Origin of the sequence: Providencia sp. PROV200 (assembly GCF_049901995.1) — a bacterium.
Classification (GTDB): Bacteria; Pseudomonadota; Gammaproteobacteria; order Enterobacterales; family Enterobacteriaceae; genus Providencia; species Providencia rettgeri_E.
Genome location: NZ_CP096307.1, coordinates 416,856 through 442,715, shown reverse-complemented (window position 1 = coordinate 442,715; position 25,860 = coordinate 416,856). Strand labels below are relative to the sequence as shown.

General features: G+C 45.0%; 21 protein-coding genes, 1 tRNA gene, 3 rRNA genes and 1 riboswitch. Of the genes, 14 read left to right on the top strand and 11 right to left on the bottom strand.

Features of this window, described 5'->3' with window-relative positions; genetic code table 11:
• Window positions 1-280: 280 nt before the first annotated feature.
• The 5 genes from rrf to M1E86_RS01960 all read right to left on the bottom strand — a co-directional run bounded on the left by rrf (window position 281) and on the right by M1E86_RS01960 (window position 5,951).
• Window positions 281-396 (bottom strand): 5S ribosomal RNA (gene rrf / locus M1E86_RS01980).
• 144 nt (window positions 397-540) lie between these two features.
• Window positions 541-3,449: ribosomal RNA gene (locus tag M1E86_RS01975) — 23S ribosomal RNA — on the bottom strand.
• Window positions 3,450-3,786: 337 nt separating this feature from the next.
• Window positions 3,787-3,862, bottom strand: a tRNA-Glu gene (locus M1E86_RS01970).
• 132 nt (window positions 3,863-3,994) lie between these two features.
• A 16S ribosomal RNA gene (locus M1E86_RS01965) occupies window positions 3,995-5,534 on the bottom strand.
• The 16S, 23S and 5S rRNA genes sit together here with 1 tRNA gene alongside, the layout of an rRNA operon.
• 258 nt (window positions 5,535-5,792) lie before the next feature.
• Window positions 5,793-5,951, bottom strand: a complete 159-nt coding sequence (locus M1E86_RS01960; RefSeq protein WP_426099237.1) for a hypothetical protein — start codon at window positions 5,949-5,951, stop codon at window positions 5,793-5,795.
• A gap of 301 nt (window positions 5,952-6,252) precedes the next feature.
• Here M1E86_RS01960 and purH point away from each other — a divergent pair, with 301 nt between their 5' ends.
• Both purH and purD read left to right on the top strand, forming a co-directional pair.
• Complete coding sequence (gene purH / locus M1E86_RS01955; protein ID WP_213914531.1) at window positions 6,253-7,842, top strand: bifunctional phosphoribosylaminoimidazolecarboxamide formyltransferase/IMP cyclohydrolase; 1,590 nt, start codon at window positions 6,253-6,255, stop codon at window positions 7,840-7,842.
• Between the two features lie 17 nt (window positions 7,843-7,859).
• Entirely contained in the window at window positions 7,860-9,143 is a 1,284-nt protein-coding gene (gene purD / locus M1E86_RS01950) for a phosphoribosylamine--glycine ligase (RefSeq protein ID WP_213914530.1), read from the top strand.
• A 235-nt stretch (window positions 9,144-9,378) separates the two neighbouring features.
• On the opposite strand, the gene M1E86_RS01945 is transcribed toward purD, so the two are convergent.
• From M1E86_RS01945 to nudC, 6 genes are all read right to left on the bottom strand, one after another.
• A complete protein-coding gene (locus M1E86_RS01945; protein ID WP_213914529.1) occupies window positions 9,379-10,005 on the bottom strand; it encodes a DUF1481 domain-containing protein in 627 nt (208 codons plus the stop codon).
• A gap of 89 nt (window positions 10,006-10,094) precedes the next feature.
• The gene (locus M1E86_RS01940; RefSeq protein WP_004264522.1) at window positions 10,095-10,367 is read right to left on the bottom strand and encodes an HU family DNA-binding protein; all 273 of its coding nucleotides are present in this window, start codon (window positions 10,365-10,367) and stop codon (window positions 10,095-10,097) included.
• 199 nt (window positions 10,368-10,566) lie between these two features.
• A complete protein-coding gene (locus tag M1E86_RS01935; RefSeq protein ID WP_102140164.1) occupies window positions 10,567-11,154 on the bottom strand; it encodes a YjaG family protein in 588 nt (195 codons plus the stop codon).
• A gap of 74 nt (window positions 11,155-11,228) precedes the next feature.
• A complete protein-coding gene (nfi, locus tag M1E86_RS01930; RefSeq protein WP_125895137.1) occupies window positions 11,229-11,900 on the bottom strand; it encodes a deoxyribonuclease V in 672 nt (223 codons plus the stop codon).
• A gap of 109 nt (window positions 11,901-12,009) precedes the next feature.
• Entirely contained in the window at window positions 12,010-13,074 is a 1,065-nt protein-coding gene (hemE, locus tag M1E86_RS01925) for a uroporphyrinogen decarboxylase (protein ID WP_125895123.1), read from the bottom strand.
• A gap of 92 nt (window positions 13,075-13,166) precedes the next feature.
• Entirely contained in the window at window positions 13,167-13,958 is a 792-nt protein-coding gene (nudC, locus tag M1E86_RS01920) for an NAD(+) diphosphatase (protein ID WP_213914528.1), read from the bottom strand.
• A gap of 249 nt (window positions 13,959-14,207) precedes the next feature.
• On the opposite strand from nudC, the gene M1E86_RS01915 reads away from it, so the two are divergent.
• From M1E86_RS01915 to thiH, 12 genes are all read left to right on the top strand, one after another.
• Complete coding sequence (locus tag M1E86_RS01915; RefSeq protein ID WP_125895121.1) at window positions 14,208-15,260, top strand: ABC transporter substrate-binding protein; 1,053 nt, start codon at window positions 14,208-14,210, stop codon at window positions 15,258-15,260.
• Between the two features lie 28 nt (window positions 15,261-15,288).
• Window positions 15,289-16,104 (top strand): alkaline phosphatase family protein, encoded by an 816-nt coding sequence (locus M1E86_RS01910; protein WP_125895119.1) that lies wholly within the window; start codon window positions 15,289-15,291, stop codon window positions 16,102-16,104.
• Window positions 16,104-17,006, top strand: a complete 903-nt coding sequence (locus tag M1E86_RS01905; RefSeq protein WP_125895116.1) for an ABC transporter permease — start codon at window positions 16,104-16,106, stop codon at window positions 17,004-17,006. The genes M1E86_RS01910 and M1E86_RS01905 overlap by 1 nt, the downstream gene beginning before the upstream one ends.
• Window positions 16,996-17,826, top strand: a complete 831-nt coding sequence (locus tag M1E86_RS01900) for an ABC transporter permease (protein ID WP_125895114.1) — start codon at window positions 16,996-16,998, stop codon at window positions 17,824-17,826. Before M1E86_RS01905 ends, M1E86_RS01900 begins: the two co-directional genes overlap by 11 nt.
• On the top strand, window positions 17,826-18,842 hold the full coding sequence (locus M1E86_RS01895) for an ABC transporter ATP-binding protein (RefSeq protein WP_125895135.1): 1,017 nt from the start codon (window positions 17,826-17,828) through the stop codon (window positions 18,840-18,842). Before M1E86_RS01900 ends, M1E86_RS01895 begins: the two co-directional genes overlap by 1 nt.
• Before the next feature lie 18 nt (window positions 18,843-18,860).
• Entirely contained in the window at window positions 18,861-19,523 is a 663-nt protein-coding gene (locus tag M1E86_RS01890) for an HAD family hydrolase (RefSeq protein WP_213914527.1), read from the top strand.
• A 507-nt stretch (window positions 19,524-20,030) separates the two neighbouring features.
• Window positions 20,031-20,142, top strand: a riboswitch (TPP riboswitch).
• Window positions 20,143-20,285: 143 nt separating this feature from the next.
• Window positions 20,286-22,259, top strand: coding sequence for a phosphomethylpyrimidine synthase ThiC (gene thiC, locus M1E86_RS01885; protein WP_213914526.1), 1,974 nt, complete (start codon window positions 20,286-20,288; stop codon window positions 22,257-22,259).
• Complete coding sequence (thiE, locus tag M1E86_RS01880; RefSeq protein WP_213914525.1) at window positions 22,243-22,908, top strand: thiamine phosphate synthase; 666 nt, start codon at window positions 22,243-22,245, stop codon at window positions 22,906-22,908. Before thiC ends, thiE begins: the two co-directional genes overlap by 17 nt.
• 76 nt (window positions 22,909-22,984) lie before the next feature.
• Window positions 22,985-23,743, top strand: a complete 759-nt coding sequence (locus tag M1E86_RS01875) for a HesA/MoeB/ThiF family protein (protein ID WP_125895107.1) — start codon at window positions 22,985-22,987, stop codon at window positions 23,741-23,743.
• Window positions 23,731-23,931, top strand: a complete 201-nt coding sequence (gene thiS / locus M1E86_RS01870) for a sulfur carrier protein ThiS (protein ID WP_004264499.1) — start codon at window positions 23,731-23,733, stop codon at window positions 23,929-23,931. Before M1E86_RS01875 ends, thiS begins: the two co-directional genes overlap by 13 nt.
• Before the next feature lie 2 nt (window positions 23,932-23,933).
• A complete protein-coding gene (locus M1E86_RS01865; protein WP_213914524.1) occupies window positions 23,934-24,704 on the top strand; it encodes a thiazole synthase in 771 nt (256 codons plus the stop codon).
• Window positions 24,701-25,822, top strand: coding sequence for a 2-iminoacetate synthase ThiH (thiH, locus tag M1E86_RS01860; RefSeq protein ID WP_426099236.1), 1,122 nt, complete (start codon window positions 24,701-24,703; stop codon window positions 25,820-25,822). Before M1E86_RS01865 ends, thiH begins: the two co-directional genes overlap by 4 nt.
• Window positions 25,823-25,860: the final 38 nt, after the last annotated feature.

The window sequence follows — 25,860 nt, the reverse complement described above, 5'->3', positions numbered from 1 at the left end:
TATTGCACTCGACTAATTAAGAAACAAGTGAGCTGTTACTCACTACTTTGTATCATGAACTTCCATTTGCGACTGTTATATTCATGATTACGATGGTTATATTCATGACTAATCGCCCTGCGTAGAAGGATTAAATTAAGTGAGCCGTTAAAAGAAAGAAGTGGGAGTTGGGAGTTGGGAGTTGGGATATTAAGGAACTTCACTTCTAACATCAACAATTAGTTCGTTACCCCTAAACGCAAAAAAGCCACCCAATGGGTGGCTTCTTCACTAATTTAATGTCTGGCAGTTCCCTACTCTCACATGGGGAGACCCCACACTACCATCGGCGCTACGGCGTTTCACTGCTGAGTTCGGCATGGGGTCAGGTGGGACCACCGCGCTATTGCCGCCAGACAAATTCTGTTTGTTCCCGTTTAATGTCACTTTTATGCACTAAACCAAAACATCAATCTCAAACAAGCTGTGTGTCCTTCACCTCTCGGCTTCTCACTCGCTATCAAAAACAACCCAATCTCTCTAAAACACCTTCGGTGTTGTCAGGTTAAGCCTCACGGTTCATTAGTATTGGTTAGCTCAACATATCGCTATGCTTACACACCCAACCTATCAACGTCTTAGTCTTAAACGTTCCTTTAGGACCCTTAAAGGGTCAGGGAAGACTCATCTCAAGGCAAGTTTCCCGCTTAGATGCTTTCAGCGGTTATCTCTTCCGCACTTAGCTACCGGGCAATGCCATTGGCATGACAACCCGAACACCAGTGGTGCGTCCACTCCGGTCCTCTCGTACTAGGAGCAGCCCCTTTCAATCTTCCAACGCCCACGGCAGATAGGGACCGAACTGTCTCACGACGTTCTAAACCCAGCTCGCGTACCACTTTAAACGGCGAACAGCCGTACCCTTGGGACCTACTTCAGCCCCAGGATGTGATGAGCCGACATCGAGGTGCCAAACACCGCCGTCGATATGAACTCTTGGGCGGTATCAGCCTGTTATCCCCGGAGTACCTTTTATCCGTTGAGCGATGGCCCTTCCATTCAGAACCACCGGATCACTAAGACCTACTTTCGTACCTGCTCGAGCCGTCACTCTCGCAGTCAAGCTGGCTTATGCCTTTGCACTAACCGCATGATGTCCGACCATGCTTAGCCAACCTTCGTGCTCCTCCGTTACTCTTTGGGAGGAGACCGCCCCAGTCAAACTACCCACCAGACACTGTCCGCACCCCAGATAATGGGGCAACGTTAGAACATCAAACATTAAAGGGTGGTATTTCAAGGTTGGCTCCACGCAGACTGGCGTCCACGCTTCAAAGCCTCCCACCTATCCTACACATCAAGGCTCAATGTTCAGTGTCAAGCTATAGTAAAGGTTCACGGGGTCTTTCCGTCTTGCCGCGGGTACACTGCATCTTCACAGCGAGTTCAATTTCACTGAGTCTCGGGTGGAGACAGCCTGGCCATCATTACGCCATTCGTGCAGGTCGGAACTTACCCGACAAGGAATTTCGCTACCTTAGGACCGTTATAGTTACGGCCGCCGTTTACTGGGGCTTCGATCAAGAGCTTCTCCTTACGGATAACCCCATCAATTAACCTTCCAGCACCGGGCAGGCGTCACACCGTATACGTCCACTTTCGTGTTTGCACAGTGCTGTGTTTTTAATAAACAGTTGCAGCCAGCTGGTATCTGCGACTGGCTTCAGCTCCATCCGCAAGGGACTTCACCTAGCGCCAGCGTGCCTTCTCCCGAAGTTACGGCACCATTTTGCCTAGTTCCTTCACCCGAGTTCTCTCAAGCGCCTGAGTATTCTCTACCTGACCACCTGTGTCGGTTTGGGGTACGATTAATGATAATCTAGAGCTTAGAGGCTTTTCCTGGAAGCGGGGCATGAGCTACTTCATCACCGTAGTGACTCGTCATCGAACCTCAGCATATAGTGAACCGGATTTGCCTAATTCACCTGCCTACATTCTTAAACCGGGACAACCGTCGCCCGGATAGCCTAGCCTTCTCCGTCCCCCCATCGCAATTATCACCAGTACGGGAATATTAACCCGTTTCCCATCGACTACGCATTTCTGCCTCGCCTTAGGGGTCGACTCACCCTGCCCCGATTAACGTTGGACAGGAACCCTTGGTCTTCCGGCGTGCGGGTTTTTCACCCGCATTATCGTTACTTATGTCAGCATTCGCACTTCTGATACCTCCAGCATACCTCACAGTACACCTTCACAGGCTTACAGAACGCTCCCCTACCCAACAATATTTACATATCGCTGCCGCAGCTTCGGTGCATAGTTTAGCCCCGTTACATCTTCCGCGCAGGCCGACTCGACCAGTGAGCTATTACGCTTTCTTTAAATGATGGCTGCTTCTAAGCCAACATCCTGGCTGTCTGAGCCTTCCCACTTCGTTTCCCACTTAACTATGACTTTGGGACCTTAGCTGGCGGTCTGGGTTGTTTCCCTCTTCACGACGAACGTTAGCACCCGCCGTGTGTCTCCCGTGATAACATTCTTCGGTATTCGTAGTTTGCATCGAGTTGGTAAGTCGGGATGACCCCCTAGTCGAAACAGTGCTCTACCCCCGAAGATGAGTTCACGAGGCGCTACCTAAATAGCTTTCGGGGAGAACCAGCTATCTCCCGGTTTGATTGGCCTTTCACCCCCAGCCACAAGTCATCCGCTAATTTTTCAACATTAGTCGGTTCGGTCCTCCAGTTAGTGTTACCCAACCTTCAACCTGCCCATGGCTAGATCACCGGGTTTCGGGTCTATACCCTGCAACTCATTCGCCCAGTTAAGACTCGGTTTCCCTACGGCTCCCCTATACGGTTAACCTTGCTACAGAATATAAGTCGCTGACCCATTATACAAAAGGTACGCAGTCACCCTGATAAATCAAGGCTCCCACTGCTTGTACGTACACGGTTTCAGGTTCTATTTCACTCCCCTCGCCGGGGTTCTTTTCGCCTTTCCCTCACGGTACTGGTTCACTATCGGTCAATCAGGAGTATTTAGCCTTGGAGGATGGTCCCCCCATATTCAGACAGGATAACACGTGTCCCGCCCTACTCGTCGAGTTCACAACACTAACACCTTCGGATACGGGGCTATCACCCTTTACTGCCGGCCTTTCCAGACCGTTCTCCTGATGCTAATGCTGATTAAGACTCTGGGCTGCTCCCCGTTCGCTCGCCGCTACTAGGGGAATCTCGGTTGATTTCTTTTCCTCGGGGTACTGAGATGTTTCAGTTCCCCCGGTTCGCTTCGTTTGACTATGTATTCATCAAACGATAGTGCAACGAATTGCACTGGGTTTCCCCATTCGGAAATCGTCGGTTGTAACGGTTCATATCACCTTACCGACGCTTATCGCAGATTAGCACGTCCTTCATCGCCTCTGATTGCCTAGGCATCCACCGTGTACGCTTAGTCGCTTAACCTCACAACCCGAAGGTGTCTTCTTACAACGAGTGACTGTGCTTCATGATTTCGGCGTTAGTCCGTGCGCGCAATGCTCACGTACTTTAAGTACGCTGCGCTTGCTGTGCGCGGGCTGCCTTGAACTCATTTCGCTCGTCGACTCGATAGTTCAAAGTACACTATTCAAGTTGAGATTTTTGAGAGACTCTCACATTGTTTAAGCGATAAACAATGTGCGTTGTTTTCAATTTTCAGCTTGTTCCAGATTGTTAAAGAGCATAATTGTTAAACCAACTATTAAAATAATTGGCTTAATCATTATTGGGGACATCGTCTTTCACTCGATATCGGCGCAATTGGCGTCCCCTAGGGGATTCGAACCCCTGTTACCGCCGTGAAAGGGCGGTGTCCTAGGCCTCTAGACGAAGGGGACACAAGATATTGCACTTACTGCGCGGTATCTCATGTAAGCCCTATTCTTTCGAATAAGTCTCCCACGTATAGCCTATTGCTCTACTTTCTATCAGACAATCTGTGTGAGCACTTCACAAAAACACTTCAATGGTAAGGAGGTGATCCAACCGCAGGTTCCCCTACGGTTACCTTGTTACGACTTCACCCCAGTCATGAATCACAAAGTGGTAAGCGCCCTCCCGAAGGTTAAGCTACCTACTTCTTTTGCAACCCACTCCCATGGTGTGACGGGCGGTGTGTACAAGGCCCGGGAACGTATTCACCGTAGCATTCTGATCTACGATTACTAGCGATTCCGACTTCATGGAGTCGAGTTGCAGACTCCAATCCGGACTACGACGTACTTTATGAGTTCCGCTTGCTCTCGCGAGGTCGCTTCTCTTTGTATACGCCATTGTAGCACGTGTGTAGCCCTACTCGTAAGGGCCATGATGACTTGACGTCATCCCCACCTTCCTCCGGTTTATCACCGGCAGTCTCCTTTGAGTTCCCGACCGAATCGCTGGCAACAAAGGATAAGGGTTGCGCTCGTTGCGGGACTTAACCCAACATTTCACAACACGAGCTGACGACAGCCATGCAGCACCTGTCTCAGAGTTCCCGAAGGCACCAAAGCATCTCTGCTAAGTTCTCTGGATGTCAAGAGTAGGTAAGGTTCTTCGCGTTGCATCGAATTAAACCACATGCTCCACCGCTTGTGCGGGCCCCCGTCAATTCATTTGAGTTTTAACCTTGCGGCCGTACTCCCCAGGCGGTCGATTTAACGCGTTAGCTCCGAAAGCCACTCCTCAAGGGAACAACCTTCAAATCGACATCGTTTACAGCGTGGACTACCAGGGTATCTAATCCTGTTTGCTCCCCACGCTTTCGCACCTGAGCGTCAGTCTTTGTCCAGGGGGCCGCCTTCGCCACCGGTATTCCTCCACATCTCTACGCATTTCACCGCTACACATGGAATTCTACCCCCCTCTACAAGACTCTAGCTGACCAGTCTTAGATGCCATTCCCAGGTTAAGCCCGGGGATTTCACATCTAACTTAATCAACCGCCTGCGTGCGCTTTACGCCCAGTAATTCCGATTAACGCTTGCACCCTCCGTATTACCGCGGCTGCTGGCACGGAGTTAGCCGGTGCTTCTTCTGTCGGTAACGTCAATCGTTGTTGATATTAGCAACAACGCCTTCCTCCCGACTGAAAGTACTTTACAACCCTAGGGCCTTCTTCATACACGCGGCATGGCTGCATCAGGCTTGCGCCCATTGTGCAATATTCCCCACTGCTGCCTCCCGTAGGAGTCTGGGCCGTGTCTCAGTCCCAGTGTGGCTGATCATCCTCTCAGACCAGCTAGGGATCGTCGCCTAGGTGAGCCATTACCCCACCTACTAGCTAATCCCATATGGGTTCATCCGATAGCGCAAGGACCGAAGTTCCCCTGCTTTGCTCCTAAGAGATTATGCGGTATTAGCCACCGTTTCCAGTGGTTATCCCCCTCTATCGGGCAGATCCCCATACATTACTCACCCGTCCGCCGCTCGTCAGCGAGAAGCAAGCTTCCCCTGTTACCGCTCGACTTGCATGTGTTAGGCCTGCCGCCAGCGTTCAATCTGAGCCATGATCAAACTCTTCAATTAAAAGTAGTCTGATGCTCAAAGAATGTTTACTGTCGTTTGATTTCCGAAGAAACCAAATTACCTATTAGTTCATATATATGAATTAACGTGTTAGTCACTCTTCAAGACTTAAAATCAAATATTTTTTTGATAGTGTCCTGTGAGTGCCCACACAGATTGTCTGATAAATTGTTAAAGAGCGTTGCGACTAATCTTTCGATTTTCGACTTCGAGGTCGTTGTCGCGAGGAGGCGTATATTACGTTTTCCTCCGTGAGAGTCAAGCAATTTTTTGCTTTTTCTTTTCAGAATCTCTCGCTGCCGTTTCAGTGTTCATCGCGCTTTGCGTTGTCTTGTTCCCGGTCAGTTGATGCGCATTATAGGGAGTCAGAAAAATCTGGCAACCCCTTTTTTGCATTATTTTGTTCAACTGCTGCATTCCACAGCAAAACCCCCACTTATACCGACTTATACACCAAGTTATCCACAACATGAAAATAATTTAAAAATTACCGCGCATTACGCAAACGTTTGCGTTACAATTGGCTCGAAATTTCAGCATTGATTTTGTTTTTATGTTCTGAAATTGTTAGTGACTTATATATTGTTATAGGGAAAGCGGGCTAATTCCGCTTGGCTTTCATCAATAGATATAATAGGTATATAAGAAAAGCTCTTTGAGTTTTTACTGACTGATATTCGTTATTGCCTTATTTATTCAAATCCAAGGGATCTATCTCATGCAACTGCTTCGTCCTATTCGTCGTGCCCTGCTTAGTGTGTCTGATAAAACAGGGGTTGTTGAATTCGCTAAGGCGTTATCTCAACGTGGTGTTGAGCTTCTATCTACTGGCGGTACTGCAAAGTTACTCGCTGAGTCAGGATTAAACGTAACTGAAGTTTCAGATTACACAGGGTTTCCTGAAATGATGGATGGCCGAGTGAAAACATTGCACCCAAAAGTGCATGGCGGAATTTTAGGGCGTCGCGGTACAGATGATGCCATCATGCAACAACATGACATCGCGCCTATCGATATGGTCGTTGTTAATCTATACCCATTTGCCCAAACCGTGGCAAAACCAAATTGCACCCTTGAAGATGCTGTAGAGAATATTGACATTGGCGGCCCAACCATGGTGCGCTCCGCGGCTAAAAATCATAAAGATGTCGCAATTGTGGTAAATAGTAATGACTATCAAACCATCATTGATGAGATGGATAACCACGAGAACTCACTAAATTGGTCGACTCGGTTTGACCTCGCAATTAAAGCTTTTGAACACACTGCAGCTTATGACAGCATGATTGCGAATTACTTTGGTGAATTAGTTGCCCCTTATTACGGTGATACGACTCAGCCTTCCGGCCGCTTCCCTCGCACTTTGAATTTAAACTTTATAAAAAAACAAGATATGCGTTATGGAGAAAACAGCCATCAAGATGCGGCTTTCTATATAGAAGAAAATCCAAAAGAAGCGTCTATTGCAACTGCGCAGCAGATCCAAGGTAAAGCCCTGTCTTATAATAATATCGCTGATACCGATGCAGCTCTTGAATGTGTTAAATCATTCAAAGAACCTGCTTGTGTAATTGTCAAACATGCAAACCCTTGTGGTGTTGCTATCGGAGATTCTATTCATACAGCTTATGATAATGCATTCAAAACTGACCCAACTTCGGCTTTTGGTGGCATTATTGCTTTTAACCGTCAATTAGATAAAGAAACCACTCAAGCGATTATTGAACGTCAGTTTGTGGAAGTCATTATTGCGCCTTCTGTTGCTAAAGATGCATTGCCTATTCTTGAAACTAAACAAAACGTCCGCGTACTTGAATGTGGCGAATGGAGCAAACCCGTTGCAGGTTTAGACTTTAAACGCGTAAATGGCGGTTTATTAGTGCAAGACCGTGACTTAGGAATGGTTGAAAAAGAAGAACTTCGCGTTGTAACTAAGCGCCAACCCACTGAACGCGAGCTAAAAGATGCGTTATTCTGTTGGAAAGTCGCGAAATTTGTAAAATCCAATGCAATCGTTTATGCCAAAAATGATATGACTATCGGTATTGGCGCAGGGCAAATGAGCCGTGTGTATTCTGCAAAAATCGCAGGTATTAAAGCCGCAGATGAAGGTCTAGAAGTCGCTGGCTGTGCGATGGCCTCAGATGCCTTTTTCCCATTCCGTGATGGTATTGATGCCGCGGCAGCTGTTGGCGTAACTTGTGTTATCCAACCTGGCGGTTCTATTCGCGATGATGAAGTGATTGCAGCCGCAAATGAACATGGTATTGCCATGCTTTTCACTAATATGCGTCATTTCCGTCACTAATTATTAGGAGCCTAGTCATGAATATTTTAATTATTGGTGGTGGTGGTCGTGAACATGCATTGGCATGGAAAGCTGCGCAATCACCTTTAGCGGAAAAAGTCTATGTTGCCCCAGGTAATGCAGGAACAGCATTAGAACCTACACTCGAAAACGTGAATATTTCGGCAACAGATATTGATGGGCTGCTCCAATTCGCTAAAGAAAAACAAATTGATTTAACGATTGTCGGCCCTGAAGCACCATTAGTTATTGGTGTTGTAGATGCATTTAAAGCCGCTGGTTTAACTATTTTTGGCCCAACCCAAGGTGCTGCACAGCTTGAGGGTTCAAAAGCATTTACCAAAGATTTTTTAGCTCGTCACAATATTCCAACTGCCGCTTATGAAAATTTTACTGAAATAGAGCCCGCTTTGGCTTACTTAGATAAAGTCGGTGCGCCTATTGTAATTAAGGCTGACGGCCTTGCCGCGGGGAAAGGCGTTATCGTTGCCATGACCCTACAAGAAGCAAAAGAAGCTGTTCACGATATGTTAGCGGGAAATGCCTTTGGTGATGCAGGGCATCGTATTGTTATCGAAGAGTTTCTTGATGGTGAAGAAGCGAGTTTCATCGTTATGGTAGATGGTGAAAATGTCATTCCAATGGCAACTAGCCAAGATCATAAACGTGTCGGTGATGGTGATACAGGTTTAAATACAGGTGGAATGGGCGCTTACTCCCCAGCTCCTGTTGTCACAGATGAAATACACCAACGCGTGATGGAACAAGTTATTTATCCAACGGTTAAAGGTATGGATCAGGAAGGAAACCGCTATCAAGGCTTCTTATACGCTGGATTAATGATTGATAAAGCAGGTAACCCAAAAGTTATCGAATTCAACTGCCGTTTTGGCGACCCTGAAACTCAACCTATTATGATGCGTTTGCAATCGGACTTAGTCGCTTTATGTTTAGCGGGGGCAAAAGGTGAGCTGGCAGGTAAAGATTCATTATGGGATGAGCGCCCTGCTTTAGGGGTAGTAATTGCTGCAGGTGGTTACCCAGGCGACTACCACAATGGCGATATAATTTCGGGTTTACCAACTACTGAAGCGGCTGATAGTAAAGTTTTCCATGCGGGTACTCGCATGAAAGATGGAGAAGTCGTGACTGCCGGTGGTCGCGTCCTATGCGTAACAGCATTAGGTAATGATATCGCTAAAGCCCAAGCAAAAGCTTATGAAGTGGCAAAAACCATTCACTGGGATGATAGCTTCTACCGCAACGATATCGGCTACCGTGCTATCGCTCGTATAAAATAATACAAAGTACTAAACCATTCCCTGAGCTGATAAGAGGAAACTTTTATCAGCTTTTTTATTTTCTATTTTTTGAATTTGTTTTTGCCTTTGACCATTCACACAGACAATGGCTCTAAGTATTTCGAATCACAGCAAAACTGCAAGAGAGAGAATCTCTAGGAGCATACATAAGTATGTGACTAGAGTGAGCGAACGTAGCAATATAGCTGTGGTTCGAAAGACGACGAGCGATTATTTATAAGCTATCTTTAGAAGGTTGCCAGCGGCAAAAATCGGTATCAGCTACCATCAAAAGCTGATTTCCCTCTGAAGACTCCAACCACGCTAAATTTAACTGCGAATGCCACACTTTCGCACGGCTCTGTAACCAATTTTCAGCATAGGGCTCGAAGGTTATTTCTCGCACATCACCTTCACAGGTGGTCACTTTACCTTGTTGCCAGCGACCTTGATAGAGTTTGACGCCACCAACAATAAGCGCAGTGTTTGTCTCAAGTACTCGTTCAGCTTCAAAGCGCCAACGCGTGATGTCATCTGTTGAAAGCGATGTTTTATGGCCATCTTGGGCGCGCTGCATAAAAACAACGTCATTGTTTTTATCGAAGCGTAATTGTTCGGTGATATCACCATTTTTTTGGTTCAAGATTTGGCTGCGAATTTGCCAGAGTTTACCGGAGCGGTATTCGAAGAAATTAACGGAAGTGTCTGTGCCTTTATAGGGGCTATAAACCACCATTAAGACGAGTGGTTGGCTTTGTGCATTATTCAGCCGCCACATACGAATGACGCCATCATCAGCAATAAAACCACTTGCACTAAACTCAGGCAGCTTTGGTGTATTAGAAGAACAGGCGCTTAGCATTGAGATGACTCCCAATACCAGCAACCCTTTTTGAATAAACAAAAGGGGGAGTTTTTTACCCCCTCTGGTAATTCGTCTGTACAATGTTCTTATTTTACAGCTTCTTTCAGTGCTTTACCGGCAGAGAAAGCAGGTACTGTTGTAGCAGGAATTTGGATTTCTGCTTTAGTTTGTGGGTTACGACCAGTACGTGCAGCACGATGGCTAACTTTAAAAGTACCGAAACCGACCAGTTGGACTTGCTCGCCTTTTTTCAGCGTTTCAGAAATAGCATTCAGAGTAGATTCTAATGCTGCTTTTGCCTGAACTTTGGTCAGGTCCGCTGATTCTGCGATAGCATCAACTAATTCAGTCTTATTCATAAATTATCCTTACACAGTGTGTTTATCGTTTGCAAAGCATCGAGTGCGTCGGATATGCCAAATTGACAGCCCCTGATACACGCCCCCGATAGCCACTTCTTCTCGCCCCTAAATGTAGACCAGAGTAGGGGCAAATGTGAAGTCTTAGTACTCAGCATTACTGCGTCAAGTCACGTTTTCGATAATGAAAATGCAAAAATCAGCTTAAAGTAATACCTATGTTGCTCACCCCCGCTTCGCGGAGGTCAGATTTTAATCCTTTAATTAACTCTAAGTCGCGCTCTTCACAAGCTGCCAGTAAACGGAAAATGTCCCACTGGATATCCCACTCTTCTTCAACGGCCGGGATTTCTTTGAGTTCTTCTTCTGTCATTTCCCGCCCTGCTTGAGTCATTTCGAGCATGGCAACTGTACGAATGGATGCTTCGCTAACCAATATTGCGTGTTCGAGGGTTTCACCACTCAATTTCGAATGAATAATTTCACCCAATGCAATACAGGCATCAATAGCTGGATACACACCATACATATCGAAATCATCCGCTGATGGGATAATTTCTTCTAATTTTTCTAACTGACTGTCGAAATTGACTTTGCTATCTTTAATGACCAAAGTTTCCCAAACTAAATCAAGGATGGAACGATAAACTTTTGCATCGGCAAATTCAGTTTGCAGACAAAACATCTGAAAGTTGGGATACATTCTTTCACATAAGCTTGCCATGAAAGTCGTGTGTTGCCAGCTTTCTAATTTTTCCAACCTCAAATGAATGGGATTTCTTAACATAATTTCTGACTCATCAATCTTAATACTTCGCAGTTTACCTGAAAATCTGTCAATGCCACATATTTTGCTGATAATTAGCTGATTTTCTCATTCATTCGCTTAAAAAACGTTCGATTTGATGCAATTCCGTCAGCAAAACGTGTTGGCTCAGGCAACCTATACCCTTTTAGACACTGCCTAACCCATTCTAAGGAAGACGAAAAACCGACTTTATGTCCCGGAGAAACATATAATGGTTTGCAGCGTTTTTTGCTCCGCAGCACCCAACCAAGTTGATTTTCACCTGCCATTAACGGCTGAACACTTTCGGGGTCTTCATTTAACTCATCGGCATCACCACATAAACGGCTTTTTGCTACACCAATTGTGGCAATGTTCGCTTGTAACCCAAAATGGCAGGCAACACCAAACCGTCGAGGGTGTGCAATCCCTTGTCCATCCACAAGCACTAATTCAGGTTTATTTTGTATTTTTTCCCACGCGGCCATTAGGCCAGGTACTTCGCGAAAAGAAAGTAACCCCGGTATATAAGGCAATTGCGTCGGTATTCTTGCTATTTGATACTCAACAAGTTCTAGCTGTGGCCAAGAGAGTACAGCCACCACAGCACGCGTAATCGCACCTTGCTGCTCAAAGCCCACATCCGCCCCACCAATCAGTTTGAGGGGAGGAAATTCATCATGCAAAATGATTTTTGAGGCTTGGCTAGTTTGTTCTGTTCGTAACCGTTGGGTATCTAAAACCATCATGCGTCCATTGCTTATGAGATTTAATTATTCTTAATCATAGATGATAATGGTGTACTTACAAGATCCTATAAATACACCATAAATCAAGAACATCAATAAATGATAATTATTGATGATATTGGCGGGATAAACGGTGAACAGCATCCACAAATGCACCTGCATGCTCAGGTGGAACATCCTGATGGATACCATGGCCTAAATTGAATACATGCCCTTCACCTTGACCGAAGCCCGACAGAATATTTTGTACTTCTTCTTCTATACGCGCAGGTGGTGCGTACAACATGGATGGGTCCATATTTCCTTGCAGGGCAACTTTATCACCAACACGACGACGAGCATCGGCAATTTCAGTCGTCCAATCAAGGCCTAATGCATCACAACCCGTTGCTGCCATTTCTTCTAACCACTGACCGCCACCTTTAGTGAATAAGGTCACAGGCACACGGCGACCATCATTTTCACGAATTAAGCCATCAATAATTTTATGCATATAATTCAGTGAAAACTGTAAATAATCACGCTTAGTTAATACGCCACCCCATGTATCAAAAATCATCACAGACTGTGCACCAGCACGAATTTGCGCATTCAAGTATAAAATGACGCTATCTGCCAGTTTATCCAATAACAAATGCAATGAATTCGGATCTTCGTACATCATCTTTTTGATTTTAGTGAAGGCTTTGCTGCTACCGCCTTCCACCATATAAGTCGCCAGAGTCCACGGACTACCAGAGAAACCAATGAGTGGCACATTACCGTTAAGGGCTTTGCGTATGGCACGAACGGCGTCCATCACATAACCAAGTTCCATTTCAGGATCAGGGATAGGGATATTTTTTACATCCGTTGCGCTCATAATCGGTTTATGGAAACGCGGGCCTTCTCCCGTTTCAAAATATAGCCCAAGCCCCATTGCATCAGGGATGGTAAGAATATCAGAAAATAAAATTGCAGCGTCTAATGGAAAACGACGTAATGGCTGCAATGTTACTTCACAAGCCAATTCGGTGTTTTTGCACAGAGCAATAAAATCACCAGCTTCCGCGCGTGTTGCTTTATATTCAGGCAGGTAACGCCCTGCTTGACGCATCATCCATACAGGGGTCACATCTACAGGCTGACGTAGCAAAGCACGTAGATAGCGGTCATTTTTTAACTCAGTCATTATTTACTCCATTATTATAAGTGGCCGCCGCAAATGGCTAAGAGCGAGGTTTATTATTGTATCATGTTAATGATAACAATATCAGCGCTGTGCTATTCCCTCGTTTCATACTCACTTTGACGACACAATGCGACCGTATCTTCAATCAAACGCCTAGCTATTGTATCTGCCGGTGGGATCAACGGTAAATCATCGTAATGATACCAATTTGCACTCACCAGTTCCTTCGGGTCGACTTTAATATCACCACTCTCATAGTCCGCAAGAAACCCCATCATTAAGGAATGAGGAAAAGGCCAAGGCTGTGAAGAAACATAGCGGATATTTTTTACTTTAATATGGCTCTCTTCCATGACTTCGCGCATGACTGCTTCTTCTAACGTTTCGCCAACCTCGACAAAACCAGCAAGAACCGTAAATAACGGGTTTTGCGAATGGCGTCGGTGCTGAGCTAATAGAATATGGTCATCACGGCGGATCCCCACGATAATGCAAGGGGCGATCTGCGGGTAATAACGCTCATGACAATGATCACACAAACATGCCCACTCTGTTTCACTATGGCGCATTGCGGTACCGCAATAGCCACAATAGCGGTGAGAGCGATAGAATTCTGCTAATTGCACACCTCGCCCAGCGAGGCGAAATAAGCCTTCATCTTGCGCAGCAACAATACGGGGAGAAGCCATATCTGATGGCATTTTGTCGGCTATCAACCAGACGATTTCCCCTTGCCACTCACCAATGGGTGTTGCTGTTTTTCCTTCTAACAAATAGTCCTTTGCCATACCTCGAGGAATGTCTCCATGAGGTAACCACAAACGCCCGGAAAAACAGATAAACCACCAACCACTTTCTGTTCCTGATAATTTTAACTTATTCATTTTTCACGTCTTTTGTCAGTTTTTATTGTCGGTAAAATAAATCTATTAATGACACAATATACTTTTTTGACACAAAGTCATTCAAACGTTTGTTTCATTGTTTTTCTTTAGCAATTTTGACACTTTTTAGACGTTCCATTCCATAAAATGTCTAAAAACTGTCATAAAAGGATCAACTAACTGTCACGTCTTAAAATTAGGATGCTAAGTAACCAATACGGTTCACCGTTCTTCAAAAGTGAGAAAATAATGAAAACTATCGTTCCTGCGATTTTACTATCATTGACCGCATCCAGTGTGACATTAGCTGCCGAGACTAATTTAACAGAATTAATCAATGCAGCGAAAAAAGAAGGACAAGTTTACAGCGTTGGGATGCCTGATACTTGGGCGAACTGGAAAGGAACTTGGCAAGACTTAGCAACACAATATGGCTTGAAGCATCAAGATACCGATATGAGTTCCGCCCAAGAAATTGCCAAATTTGCTGCTGAAAAAAATAATGCGACAGCAGATATTGGTGATGTCGGTGCTTCTTTTGGGCCTGTTGCCGTGCTAAAAGGAGTAACTCAGCCTTATAAACCAACAACTTGGTCACAAATTCCTGATTGGGCAAAAGATAAAGACGGTCATTGGGCTTTAGCCTATACGGGGTCTATCGCTTTTATGATCAATAATGATTTAGTAAAAGATGCACCGAAAAGCTGGGATGACCTACTCAAAGGGAAATATAAAGTCACCGTTGGGGATGTTGGCATCGCTGCACAAGCGAATAACGCTGTACTGGCTGCTGCATTTGCGCGTGGTGGGGATGAAAACAACCTAAAGCCTGCCATTGAATTTTTTGCTGAACTCGCTAAACAAAAACGCCTATCCGTTAATGACCCAACTGTCGCAAATATCGAAAAAGGTGAAGTGGAAGTTGGTATCTTATGGGACTTTAACGCACTGAATTACCGTGATCAGATCAATCGCGATCGCTTTACGGTTGTGATCCCATCTGATGGCTCTGTAATTTCAGGTTACACCACGATCATCAATAAATTTGCCAAAAACCCTAACGCAGCGAAGCTAGCTCGTGAGTTTATTTTCAGTGATAAAGGGCAAATTAACCTTGCTGAAGGTTATGCACGACCAATTCGTGCACAATATTTAACGTTACCTGATGATATTAAAGCCAAATTATTACCTGAAGAACAGTATAAAAATGTTCAGCCAATTAAAAATGCTGAAGGTTGGGAAAAGTCGTCTCGTAATCTCCCTAAAATGTGGCAACAGCAAGTTTTGATCCACCAGCAGTAATTTAATGAATTTATTTTAGGAAAAATTAATGTCTGAAAAAGTCATACTTGTTGTCCTAGACGGTTTAAGTTATTCAGTAGCCCATCATTGTATGGGCTATCTCAACGGCTTAGTCAAAGCCGACAGCGCAACATGTTACCAATTAGAGTGTGAGCTTCCTTCGATGTCTCGTCCTTTATATGAATGCATACTAACAGGCGTTCCTCCGGTCAAAAGCGGTATTGTGAATAACCAAATTGTCCGTTTATCCCATTTTGACAGCATATTTTCTCTCGCGCGCCTTGCCGGCAAAACGACCGCTGCCGCTGCTTATTATTGGGTGAGTGAACTGTATAACCGGGCACCTTTTGTTGCCTTACGAGACCGTTTCACCCACGATGATTCACTCGCTATCCAACACGGCTGCTTTTATCAAGCAGACCATTACCCTGATGACCATTTATTTGTCGATGCGGAATATTTACGGACTCAATTTAACCCTGATTTTTTATTGATCCACCCTATGAACATAGATGATACAGGGCATAAGTTTGGCTTTGATTCCCCACAATACCGTAATGCAGCACGCCATGCAGATATTATCCTGTCGAATTATATTCCTACATGGGTTGAGCAAGGTTATCAAATTCTGATCACGAGTGACCATGGGATGAACAATGATCGTAGCCATGGTGGAACGCTCCCCGAAGAGTGCTTAGTACCATTGTTTGTGATCGGCTCGCAGTTTTCTCATCAACCCTGCAATATTGAGCAAACTGCAATTTGCGGAACCATTTGTCACTTACTTGGTGCCAACTCTCTCGATAAACCAGTTTGTGATGCGCTGTTACGAGGAGATTTGTAATGGCTGATATCCCTGCTCCCTGTGAACAGACATACCAACAACAGGGAAAAACTGCCATGTTGAAAAAATGTTTTGCTCGTTTTCACTGGCGAGCCGCACTGCTACTTTTGCCATTCTTTGTGTTGTTTAGTCTATTCCAAATCGCCCCAATGATTTGGGTGCTCATTAATAGCTTTATCTACGAAGAAACATGGTCATTCGGTAACTATCTTGAAGTATTCAATAATGATTTTTACTTGCAAGCGTTTGAAAACACGTTATGGCTTTCCGTTATTTGTAGTGTGATTGGCTTATTGATTTCCAGTATCACGGCATTTTCCATTTATAAAATGCAAGGGAAAATTCGCCGAATAATGATTTCCTTCACCACCATGGCCAGCAATTTCAGCGGGGTTCCCCTTGCTTTCGCATTCATTATTATTTTGGGCTTCAATGGGGCGATTACCTTACAACTCAAATCATGGGGAATTATCGAAGATTTTAATATATACAGCGCAAGTGGCTTGATGCTGTTGTATGTGTATTTTCAGATCCCATTAGGTGTGTTGTTGCTCTACCCCGCCTTTGACGCACTAAAACCGGAGTGGGAAGACGCAGCGAAAACGATGGGTGCAAGTAAGCTAACCTATTGGTTGAAAGTCGCTATTCCAGTGCTTTCTCCTGCTTTACTTGGCACTTTTATTATCCTAATTGCGAATGCAATGGGCGCATACGCCAGTACTTATGCGTTAACGAGTGGTAATTACAACCTTGTGACTATCCGAATTGCCAGTTTAGTTTCCGGTGATTTATTTCTCGAGCCGAATATGGCTGCTGCGTTATCAATGCTACTTATCGCTATCTTAGCTTTTATAACTGCCATCCATCATTGGTTAATCAAGCGGAGCTACCATGCAAAATAATAATGCGATTAGCCCAGCCATAACCAATGGCAATAAATCCTCTGGGTTATGGCTTCATAAATTAGTACTAATCTGTGTTGCTAGCTTATTAGCGCTACCGATTATCGCCACATTTTTGTATTCCATCGCAAGCTCTTGGGGGGCCACAGTGCTACCTGACGCCTTGTCCATCAAATGGTATCTACAATTATGGCAAGACCCGCGTTTTCTTATGGCGTTTGGTCGTTCATTGATTATTTGCTTTGGTACATTACTGGTTAGCACATTAATTATTTTACCGATGACGTTTGCCGTATTTTATCGGTTCCCCAAACTCAAAGGGATAATGGATTTACTGATTATTTTACCCTTTGCGATCCCACCGGTGGTCTCATCGGTAGGTTTGTTGCAAATATTTGCTGATGAACCATTCATGTTAGTTGGCACACCTTGGATCCTGATTGGTACCTATTTCACCATCACGTTACCTTTTATGTATCGTGCGCTTGCGAATAGCTTCCAAGGCATTAATTTGCAAGACTTAATGGATGCTGCACATTTACTCGGTGCCAGTACATTCCAAGCCTTCATGATGATTGTGTTACCGAATATTCGCAAAGGTATGTTGGTTTCATTATTAATTTCATTTTCATTTTTAATGGGTGAATTTGTGTTTGCCAATATCCTTGTGGGAACACGTTATGAAACTTTGCAAATCTATCTTTTCAATATGCGACAAACCAGCGGACACTTCACTTCTGCCCTGGTGATGTCTTATTTTCTATTTACCTTATTGCTGACGTGGTTAGCAATGCGATTAAATCGTTCAGGAGATGAATGATGAGTTATGTTATTGCAGAAAATTTAGCCAAATCTTTTGGCACTAATCAGGTATTTGCTGATATTCAATTTACTATCGAAAAAGGTGAATTTATTACCCTACTAGGGCCAAGTGGTTGCGGAAAGTCTACCTTATTACGCTGTATTGCAGGGCTTGAACAACTTAATCATGGTGAACTTTATATTAATCGCCAGAATGTAACCCACCAAGCCGCGCAACAACGCGGAGTGGGTATGGTGTTCCAAAGTTATGCTTTATTTCCCAATATGACTGTGGTTGACAATATCGCGTTTGGTTTAAAAATGCGTAAAATTGATAGCCAAGCGAGATCTAAAGCAGTCGCTGAAGTGATTGAATTAGTTGAATTGCAAGGCAAAGAACAACAATTTCCCCATCAACTGTCAGGGGGGCAGCGCCAACGCGTTGCGCTAGCAAGAGCATTGGTGATGAAACCGCAAATTTTGTTACTTGATGAGCCGCTTTCCGCTCTTGATGCACGCATTCGCAAGCACTTGCGCCAGCAAATCCGCCAAATTCAACGTGAGTTAGGCTTAACCACAATTTTTGTTACTCATGATCAAGATGAAGCGATGATTATGTCTGATCGTATTTTTCTTATGAATAAAGGCCAGATAGTACAAAGTGGTACAGCTGAGAATATTTATACCCAACCAGCAACAGAGTTTGTTGCTCGGTTTATGGGGCATTACAACCTTGTTGATTCAGAAAAAGCCAATACAATGCTAGGCCTTGATTTGCAAGGCACATTGGCTATCCGTCCTGAGTCTATATATGTCAAAGAAGCTGGCCGACAGTATGGTAGCCATATTTCTCACCCTGTTGATGCCGTGATATTGGATCATCAGTTGCTCGGCAATATCATTCGTTATAGTGTGAATACCCCCGCAGGTGACATGACCGTGGATTTACTTAACCGCTCATCTGAGCGTTTATTTGAACCAGGAACTCACCTTGAACTTATGTTTAATAAAAATGAAATTCGCACACTTAGTTAATCAGTGAATAGGAATATAATGCAAAACCAACTGGCCATTTTTGATTTAGATGATACGTTAATTCAAGGTGATAGTAGCGTATTGTGGACACAATATCTGTGGGACAGGCAAATTATCAGTGACCCACAGTTTGTGGAAGCGGATAAAGCCATGATGGCGCAATATAATGCAGGCACATTAGATATGCCGACTTACTTACGTTTTAACCTGCAGACTCTCGCCAATGTGAAAGCTGATCAAGTGGATATCTGGTTGGATGATTTTGTACAAAGTGTGATTTTACCGCGAGTCTACCCTGAAGCGATTAGAACGATCGCACATTATCGAGCCAAAGGGATCCCCATTATTGTGATCTCCGCAACGGTTTCATTTATTGTGAAAAAGATTGCGGATCAACTGGGTGCAGACGTCGCCATGGGGATCGATATCAAGCAACAAGATGGCTGCTACACCACAGAAATCGACGGTATACCAACCTTTAAAGAAGGCAAAGTCAAACGCCTATTAGGCTGGATACGCTACCAGCCAATCACTGATGCCTATGTTTATTTTTATACTGACTCTGCTAATGACTTACCTATGTGTCAATTTGCTGACGAAACCTTTATCGTCAACGGTGACCCTCGCCTCCTCCAAGCCGCCAATGAAAACAACTGGCCGCAATATCAGTGGAATTTATAAATCTTATTTTTATCTCAGCCTTGATTTCAATTTTTTAGGTTTTAACTAACTTGCCTTTCAAAGGTTCCTCTAAATTATTCGTGCTAGAGGAAGGAGATGAATAGAATTATCCCGATAAGCATACATAAGTCTGTGACTTGGGAAGCCGAGTACAGCCAACGCACTTATCGCGCGAAGCATGACGAGGAAATAGTCTTATTCCACTTTGATTTCCTCTTTCCTCTAAATTATTCAAGTGAGAAGAAGGCGGCAAACAAGGATATCCCAAGGAGCATACATAAGTCTGTGACTTGGGGAGCCGAGTGCAGCCAACGCACTTATCGCGCGAAACATGACGAGGAAATAGTCTTATTCCACTTTGATTTCCTCTTTCCTCTAAATTATTCAAGTGAGAAGAAGGCGGCAAACAAGGATATCCCAAGGAGCATACATAAGTATGTGACTTGGGGAGCCGAGTGCAGCCAACGCACTTATCGCTTGAAGAATAACGAGGAAAGCTTATACTGAAACCTCTTGTCGGAGTGCCTAGTATGCAATGCATCAGGCTGAGACCGTTAATTCGGGATCCGCGGAACCTGATCGGGTTAATACCCGCGAAGGGAACAAGAGTAATCACTCAGCGTCATTTCACCCCATTAGATTTGGTGAAAAATTCAGCGCAAGCCTTTTTATTACTCCTCCGAACTCCTGACAAGCAACTTTCTTTCGATAAACCCGCTACACACTAAACTGTGATAGCCGTGACAATGTCAGGAAATTGCTATGTCCAATAATACAGAACAAAATATCATCCCTACTGCTGATTTATCGCCACAAGCTGCACCCGCTCGCACCCGTAAAGCTCAACGTGATGCCGCTGAAAATTTTATTAATACCGTTTCTGGCGTTTCGTTTCCTAATTCACAGCGCATTTATTTACAAGGTTCTAGAGACGATATCCAAGTCCCGATGCGAGAAATCCAACTCTCTCAAACCTTGATCGGGGGCGATAAAGACAACCCACAATTTGAAGATAACGAACCTGTTCCTATCTATGATACATCTGGCCCTTACGGCGACCCAGTCTCTGAATTAAATGTCCATAAAGGCCTTAAAAAAATTCGTGCGCCATGGATAAGTGAACGTGCTGATACCGTACCTGTCGAAAATTTAAGCTCCGATTTTACCCAACAACGTCTTGCTGATGCAGGCCTTGACCATCTGCGCTTTAACAACCGCCCCCACCCATTAAAAGCCCAACCTAACAAATGTGTTACCCAATTACACTATGCACGAAAAGGTATCGTAACCCCTGAAATGGAGTTTATTGCCATCCGTGAAAATATGGGCCGTGAACGCATTCGTGGCGAAGTTTTATTACAACAACACCCAGGCCAAAGCTTTGGCGCAAATTTACCGGAAAATATTACCCCTGAATTTGTTCGCCAAGAAGTGGCAGCCGGCCGCGCCATCATCCCTGCTAATATTAACCATCCCGAATCAGAACCGATGATCATTGGCCGTAATTTCTTGGTTAAAGTGAATGCCAACATTGGTAACTCCTCGGTCACTTCCTCCATTGAAGAGGAAGTGGAAAAACTGATTTGGTCGACGCGTTGGGGCGCAGATACGGTCATGGATTTATCCACTGGCCGTTATATTCACGAAACTCGCGAATGGATTTTACGTAATAGCCCTGTGCCGATTGGTACAGTACCTATCTACCAAGCACTCGAAAAAGTGAACGGTGTCGCCGAAAATCTCACATGGGAAATGTTCCGTGACACATTATTAGAGCAAGCCGAGCAAGGGGTCGATTACTTCACTATCCATGCTGGCGTATTGCTACGCTATGTGCCAATGACCGCTAAACGCCTAACGGGGATTGTTTCTCGTGGTGGTTCTATCATGGCTAAATGGTGTTTATCTCATCACCAAGAAAACTTTTTATATGAAAACTTCCGCGAAATTTGTGAAATTTGTGCCGCTTACGACGTTTCCTTATCATTAGGGGATGGCCTGCGCCCAGGTTCAATCCAAGACGCCAACGATGAAGCACAATTTGCCGAATTACATACCCTTGGTGAGTTAACCAAAATTGCGTGGGAATATGATGTTCAAGTGATGATCGAAGGCCCTGGTCACGTGCCAATGCAGATGATCCGCCGTAATATGACGGAAGAGTTGGAGCACTGCCACGAAGCGCCATTCTATACCTTAGGGCCTCTAACGACAGACATCGCACCGGGTTATGACCATTTTACCTCTGGGATTGGTGCGGCCATGATCGGCTGGTTTGGTTGTGCAATGCTGTGCTACGTCACCCCGAAAGAGCATTTGGGTTTACCAAACAAAGACGATGTTAAACAAGGGCTAATCACTTATAAGATCGCAGCCCACGCCGCTGACCTTGCCAAAGGCCATCCTGGTGCGCAAATTCGTGATAATGCCATGTCCAAGGCACGTTTTGAGTTCCGTTGGGAAGACCAATTTAACTTGGCATTAGACCCTGAAACTGCTCGCAAATATCACGATGAAACCTTGCCACAAGCTTCTGGAAAAATTGCCCATTTCTGCTCAATGTGCGGACCGAAATTCTGTTCGATGAAGATTTCCCAAGAAGTCCGTGATTACGCGGCCCAAAAAGAAGCGGGTATGGAACAGATGTCAGAGGCCTTTCGTGCTCACGGCAGCGAACTGTACCATGGCGCAGAGATTGTGAATACAGAGGTCACTGATAATGAAAAAATCGCCTAACGCTATTATCACGCCAACGTCACCTTTTCCAGAGACCGAACAACGCCTTGGGCTTTACCCTGTCGTTGATTCCGTTGAATGGATTGAACGCCTGCTTAATGCAGGTGTTTCCACAATCCAATTGCGCATCAAAGACAAAGCAGATGCCGATGTGCGTGATGATATTCAAAAAGCCATCGCTTTGGGTAAAAAGCATAACGCGCGGTTATTTATCAATGACTACTGGCGCTTAGCCGTTGAGTTCGGCGCCTATGGCGTACATTTAGGCCAAGAAGATTTAGAAACGACCGACTTACTGGCAATACACCAAGCTGGGCTACGGTTAGGAATATCAACGCACGATGAGCATGAACTGGCTATCGCAAAATCTGTGCGTCCTTCTTACATTGCGATGGGGCATATCTTTCCAACACAAACCAAAGAGATGCCATCTTCACCTCAGGGCTTGGAAACACTTAAAGCCATGGTGGAAGCCACGCCTGATTACCCAACGGTCGCCATTGGGGGGATTTCCATTGAGAAAGTCCCCGCAGTGCTAGCAACTGGAGTGGGCAGCGTCGCGCTGGTCAGTGCGATCACCAAAGCCGATGATTGGCGCGCTGCAACAGAAACCTTGCTGAATTTAATTGAGCAAAATTACGCCAACTAGTCGATTTTTAATCACAAAATTAGCCCTGTTTTATCATCATAAAAACAGGGTTAGTGATGATTTGAGGAATTCAATCATGTTAAGTGACCAAGAATTCATGCGTTACAGCCGCCAGCTATTACTTGAAGACATCAGCCCCGAGGGGCAACAAAAACTGAAAAATAGCAAAGTCCTCATTGTCGGCTTAGGGGGTTTAGGCTCACCCGCTTCCCTTTATTTAACTGGTGCTGGTGTCGGCGAATTGTGGTTAGCTGACCACGATGATTTACATGTTTCTAATTTACAACGACAAGTTCTTTACGATACAGACAACATTTCCCAATCTAAAGCACAGCTTGCCGCAGATAGACTGCATCAACTCAATCCGTTGGTAAAAACCCATGTTGTCGCACAGAAGTTGGATGTTGAGACGTTAATTCCCTTAGCTGAACAAGTCGATTTAGTCCTTGATTGCTGCGATAACATGGCCACCCGTCACGCGGTCAATGCCGCTTGTGTCATGACCAATACCCCCTTAGTTAGCGGTAGTGCGGTTGGGTTTGGTGGCCAATTAATGGTGTTAGAGCCGCCATTTAGTACGGGTTGCTACGCCTGCTTATACCCCGACCAAAATGAACCCGAACGCAATTGCCGAACGGCTGGTGTACTTGGCCCCGTCGTCGGGGTGATCGGGACTTTACAATCACTGGAAGCCATCAAATTACTCGTCGGCCTTCCCTCTTCACTGAGCGGTAAACTGCGTTTATTCGATGGTAAGCAGCAACAATGGAATACATTGCAATTAACGCCATCATTGCAATGTCCAATCTGTCGGGAAGAAACATGCATATCATAATTAACGACCAACCCATGGAATTCGACGCCCCACTGACGGTTAATCAATTATTTTCCACTCTCAACCGCCCTATAGTGGGAACCGCACTTGCTATCAACCAAGTGATCATTCCTAAAAGTCAGTGGGATTCACATCTCATTAATGACCAAGACAATATCTTGTTATTTCAAGCTATCGCTGGGGGCTAATGATGTTAAAGATCGCAGATTTAACTTTTCACTCACGCCTGTTTACTGGAACAGGTAAATTTGCCAGTGCCAACTTAATGCAAGACGCCATTGAGGCCTCAGGCAGTCAATTGGTGACAATGGCAATGAAACGTATTGACTTGCGTGGGCAAGATGATGGCATTCTACAACCTCTGCAAGAACTGGGTGTGAAACTATTACCGAATACGTCAGGGGCGAAAAATGCCCAAGAGGCGGTGTTTGCTGCGCGCCTAGCTCGAGAAGCCCTCGGTACTCATTGGGTCAAACTCGAAATTCATCCAGATATGCGTTATTTGCTACCGGATCCCATTGAGACATTACTCGCCGCAGAGCAGCTCGTTAAAGAGGGATTTGTTGTATTGCCTTATTGCAGCGCAGACCCGGTGTTATGCCGTCGTTTAGAAGAGGTTGGCTGTGCTGCTGTTATGCCATTAGGCGCACCGATTGGCACAAACAAAGGCTTAGCAACTAAAGAAATGCTTCGTATCATTATTGAACAAGCTTCTGTGCCAGTCGTCGTCGATGCGGGAATCGGTGCTCCAAGCCATGCGGCAGAAGCGATTGAAATGGGGGCGGATGCCGTTTTAGTTAATACTGCAATCGCGGTAGCGAAGCAACCTGTACTTATGGCAAAAGCGTTTAAATTGGCTGTCGAAGCAGCTGAATTGGCCTATCAAAGTGGGTTAGCTGCACCGAAGCAACAGGCGCAAGCATCCAGTCCGTTAACCAGTTTCTTAGGGGCCTTATCATGATCCCAAGTTTCCAAGAACGCTTACAATCGCTGGATTGGGACGATACGACACTGCGGATAAACAGTAAAACCGCTGTCGATGTGGAACACGCTTTGGCGGCAGACATACTCACACTCGATGATTTTATGGCACTGCTTTCCCCTGCTGCCCGTCCCTATATTGAACTAATGGCACAAAAGGCTCAGAAGCTCACCCGCCAGCGCTTTGGCCATGCCGTTGGATTTTACGTGCCACTTTATTTATCGAACTTATGCGCAAATGATTGTACTTATTGCGGTTTTTCGATGAGTAATAAAATCAAACGTAAAACCCTAAATGACGACGAAATCATTAATGAGTGCGAAACCATTCGCAAAATTGGTTTTGATAGCTTATTGCTGGTCACCGGAGAACACCAAAGTAAAGTGGGTATGGACTACTTTCGCCACACACTCCCCATCATTCGCCCTTATTTCAGTTCCTTAATGATGGAAGTGCAGCCATTAAGCACAGAGGAATATAAAGAGTTGAAAACGTTGGGGTTAGACGGTGTGATGGTCTATCAAGAAACCTACCATGAGCCCACCTATCAGCTACATCATCTCAAAGGCAAAAAGCAGGATTTTCACTGGCGCCTAGCCACTCCAGAGCGTTTAGGGGAAGCAGGTATAGATAAAATCGGCCTTGGTGCGTTAATTGGTTTATCAAACAGTTGGCGTACCGATTGCTATATGGTTGCAGAACATTTGTTGTACCTACAGCAATACTACTGGCAAAGTCGTTATTCTATCTCATTCCCTCGCTTGCGCCCTTGTGCGGGTGGCGTTGAACCAGCATCACTGATGAATGAAGCCGAATTAGTGCAATTGATTTGTGCTTTTCGCCTACTGGCGCCGAATGTTGAGCTTTCCCTCTCAACCCGCGAATCACCTTATTTCCGTGATCACGTGGTACCATTGGCAATTAACAACGTCAGTGCCGGCTCAAAAACCCAGCCGGGTGGATATGCAGATACCAAAGAAGAGTTAGAACAGTTTTCCCCAAATGATAACCGCAGTGCTACACAAGTCGCACATGCCCTTGCGCAAGCTGGTTTACAGCCCGTTTGGAAAGATTGGGATAGCTATTTAGGCCGTTAAATTTTACGGGCTAACGCGATGTTAGCCCTCTAATTATT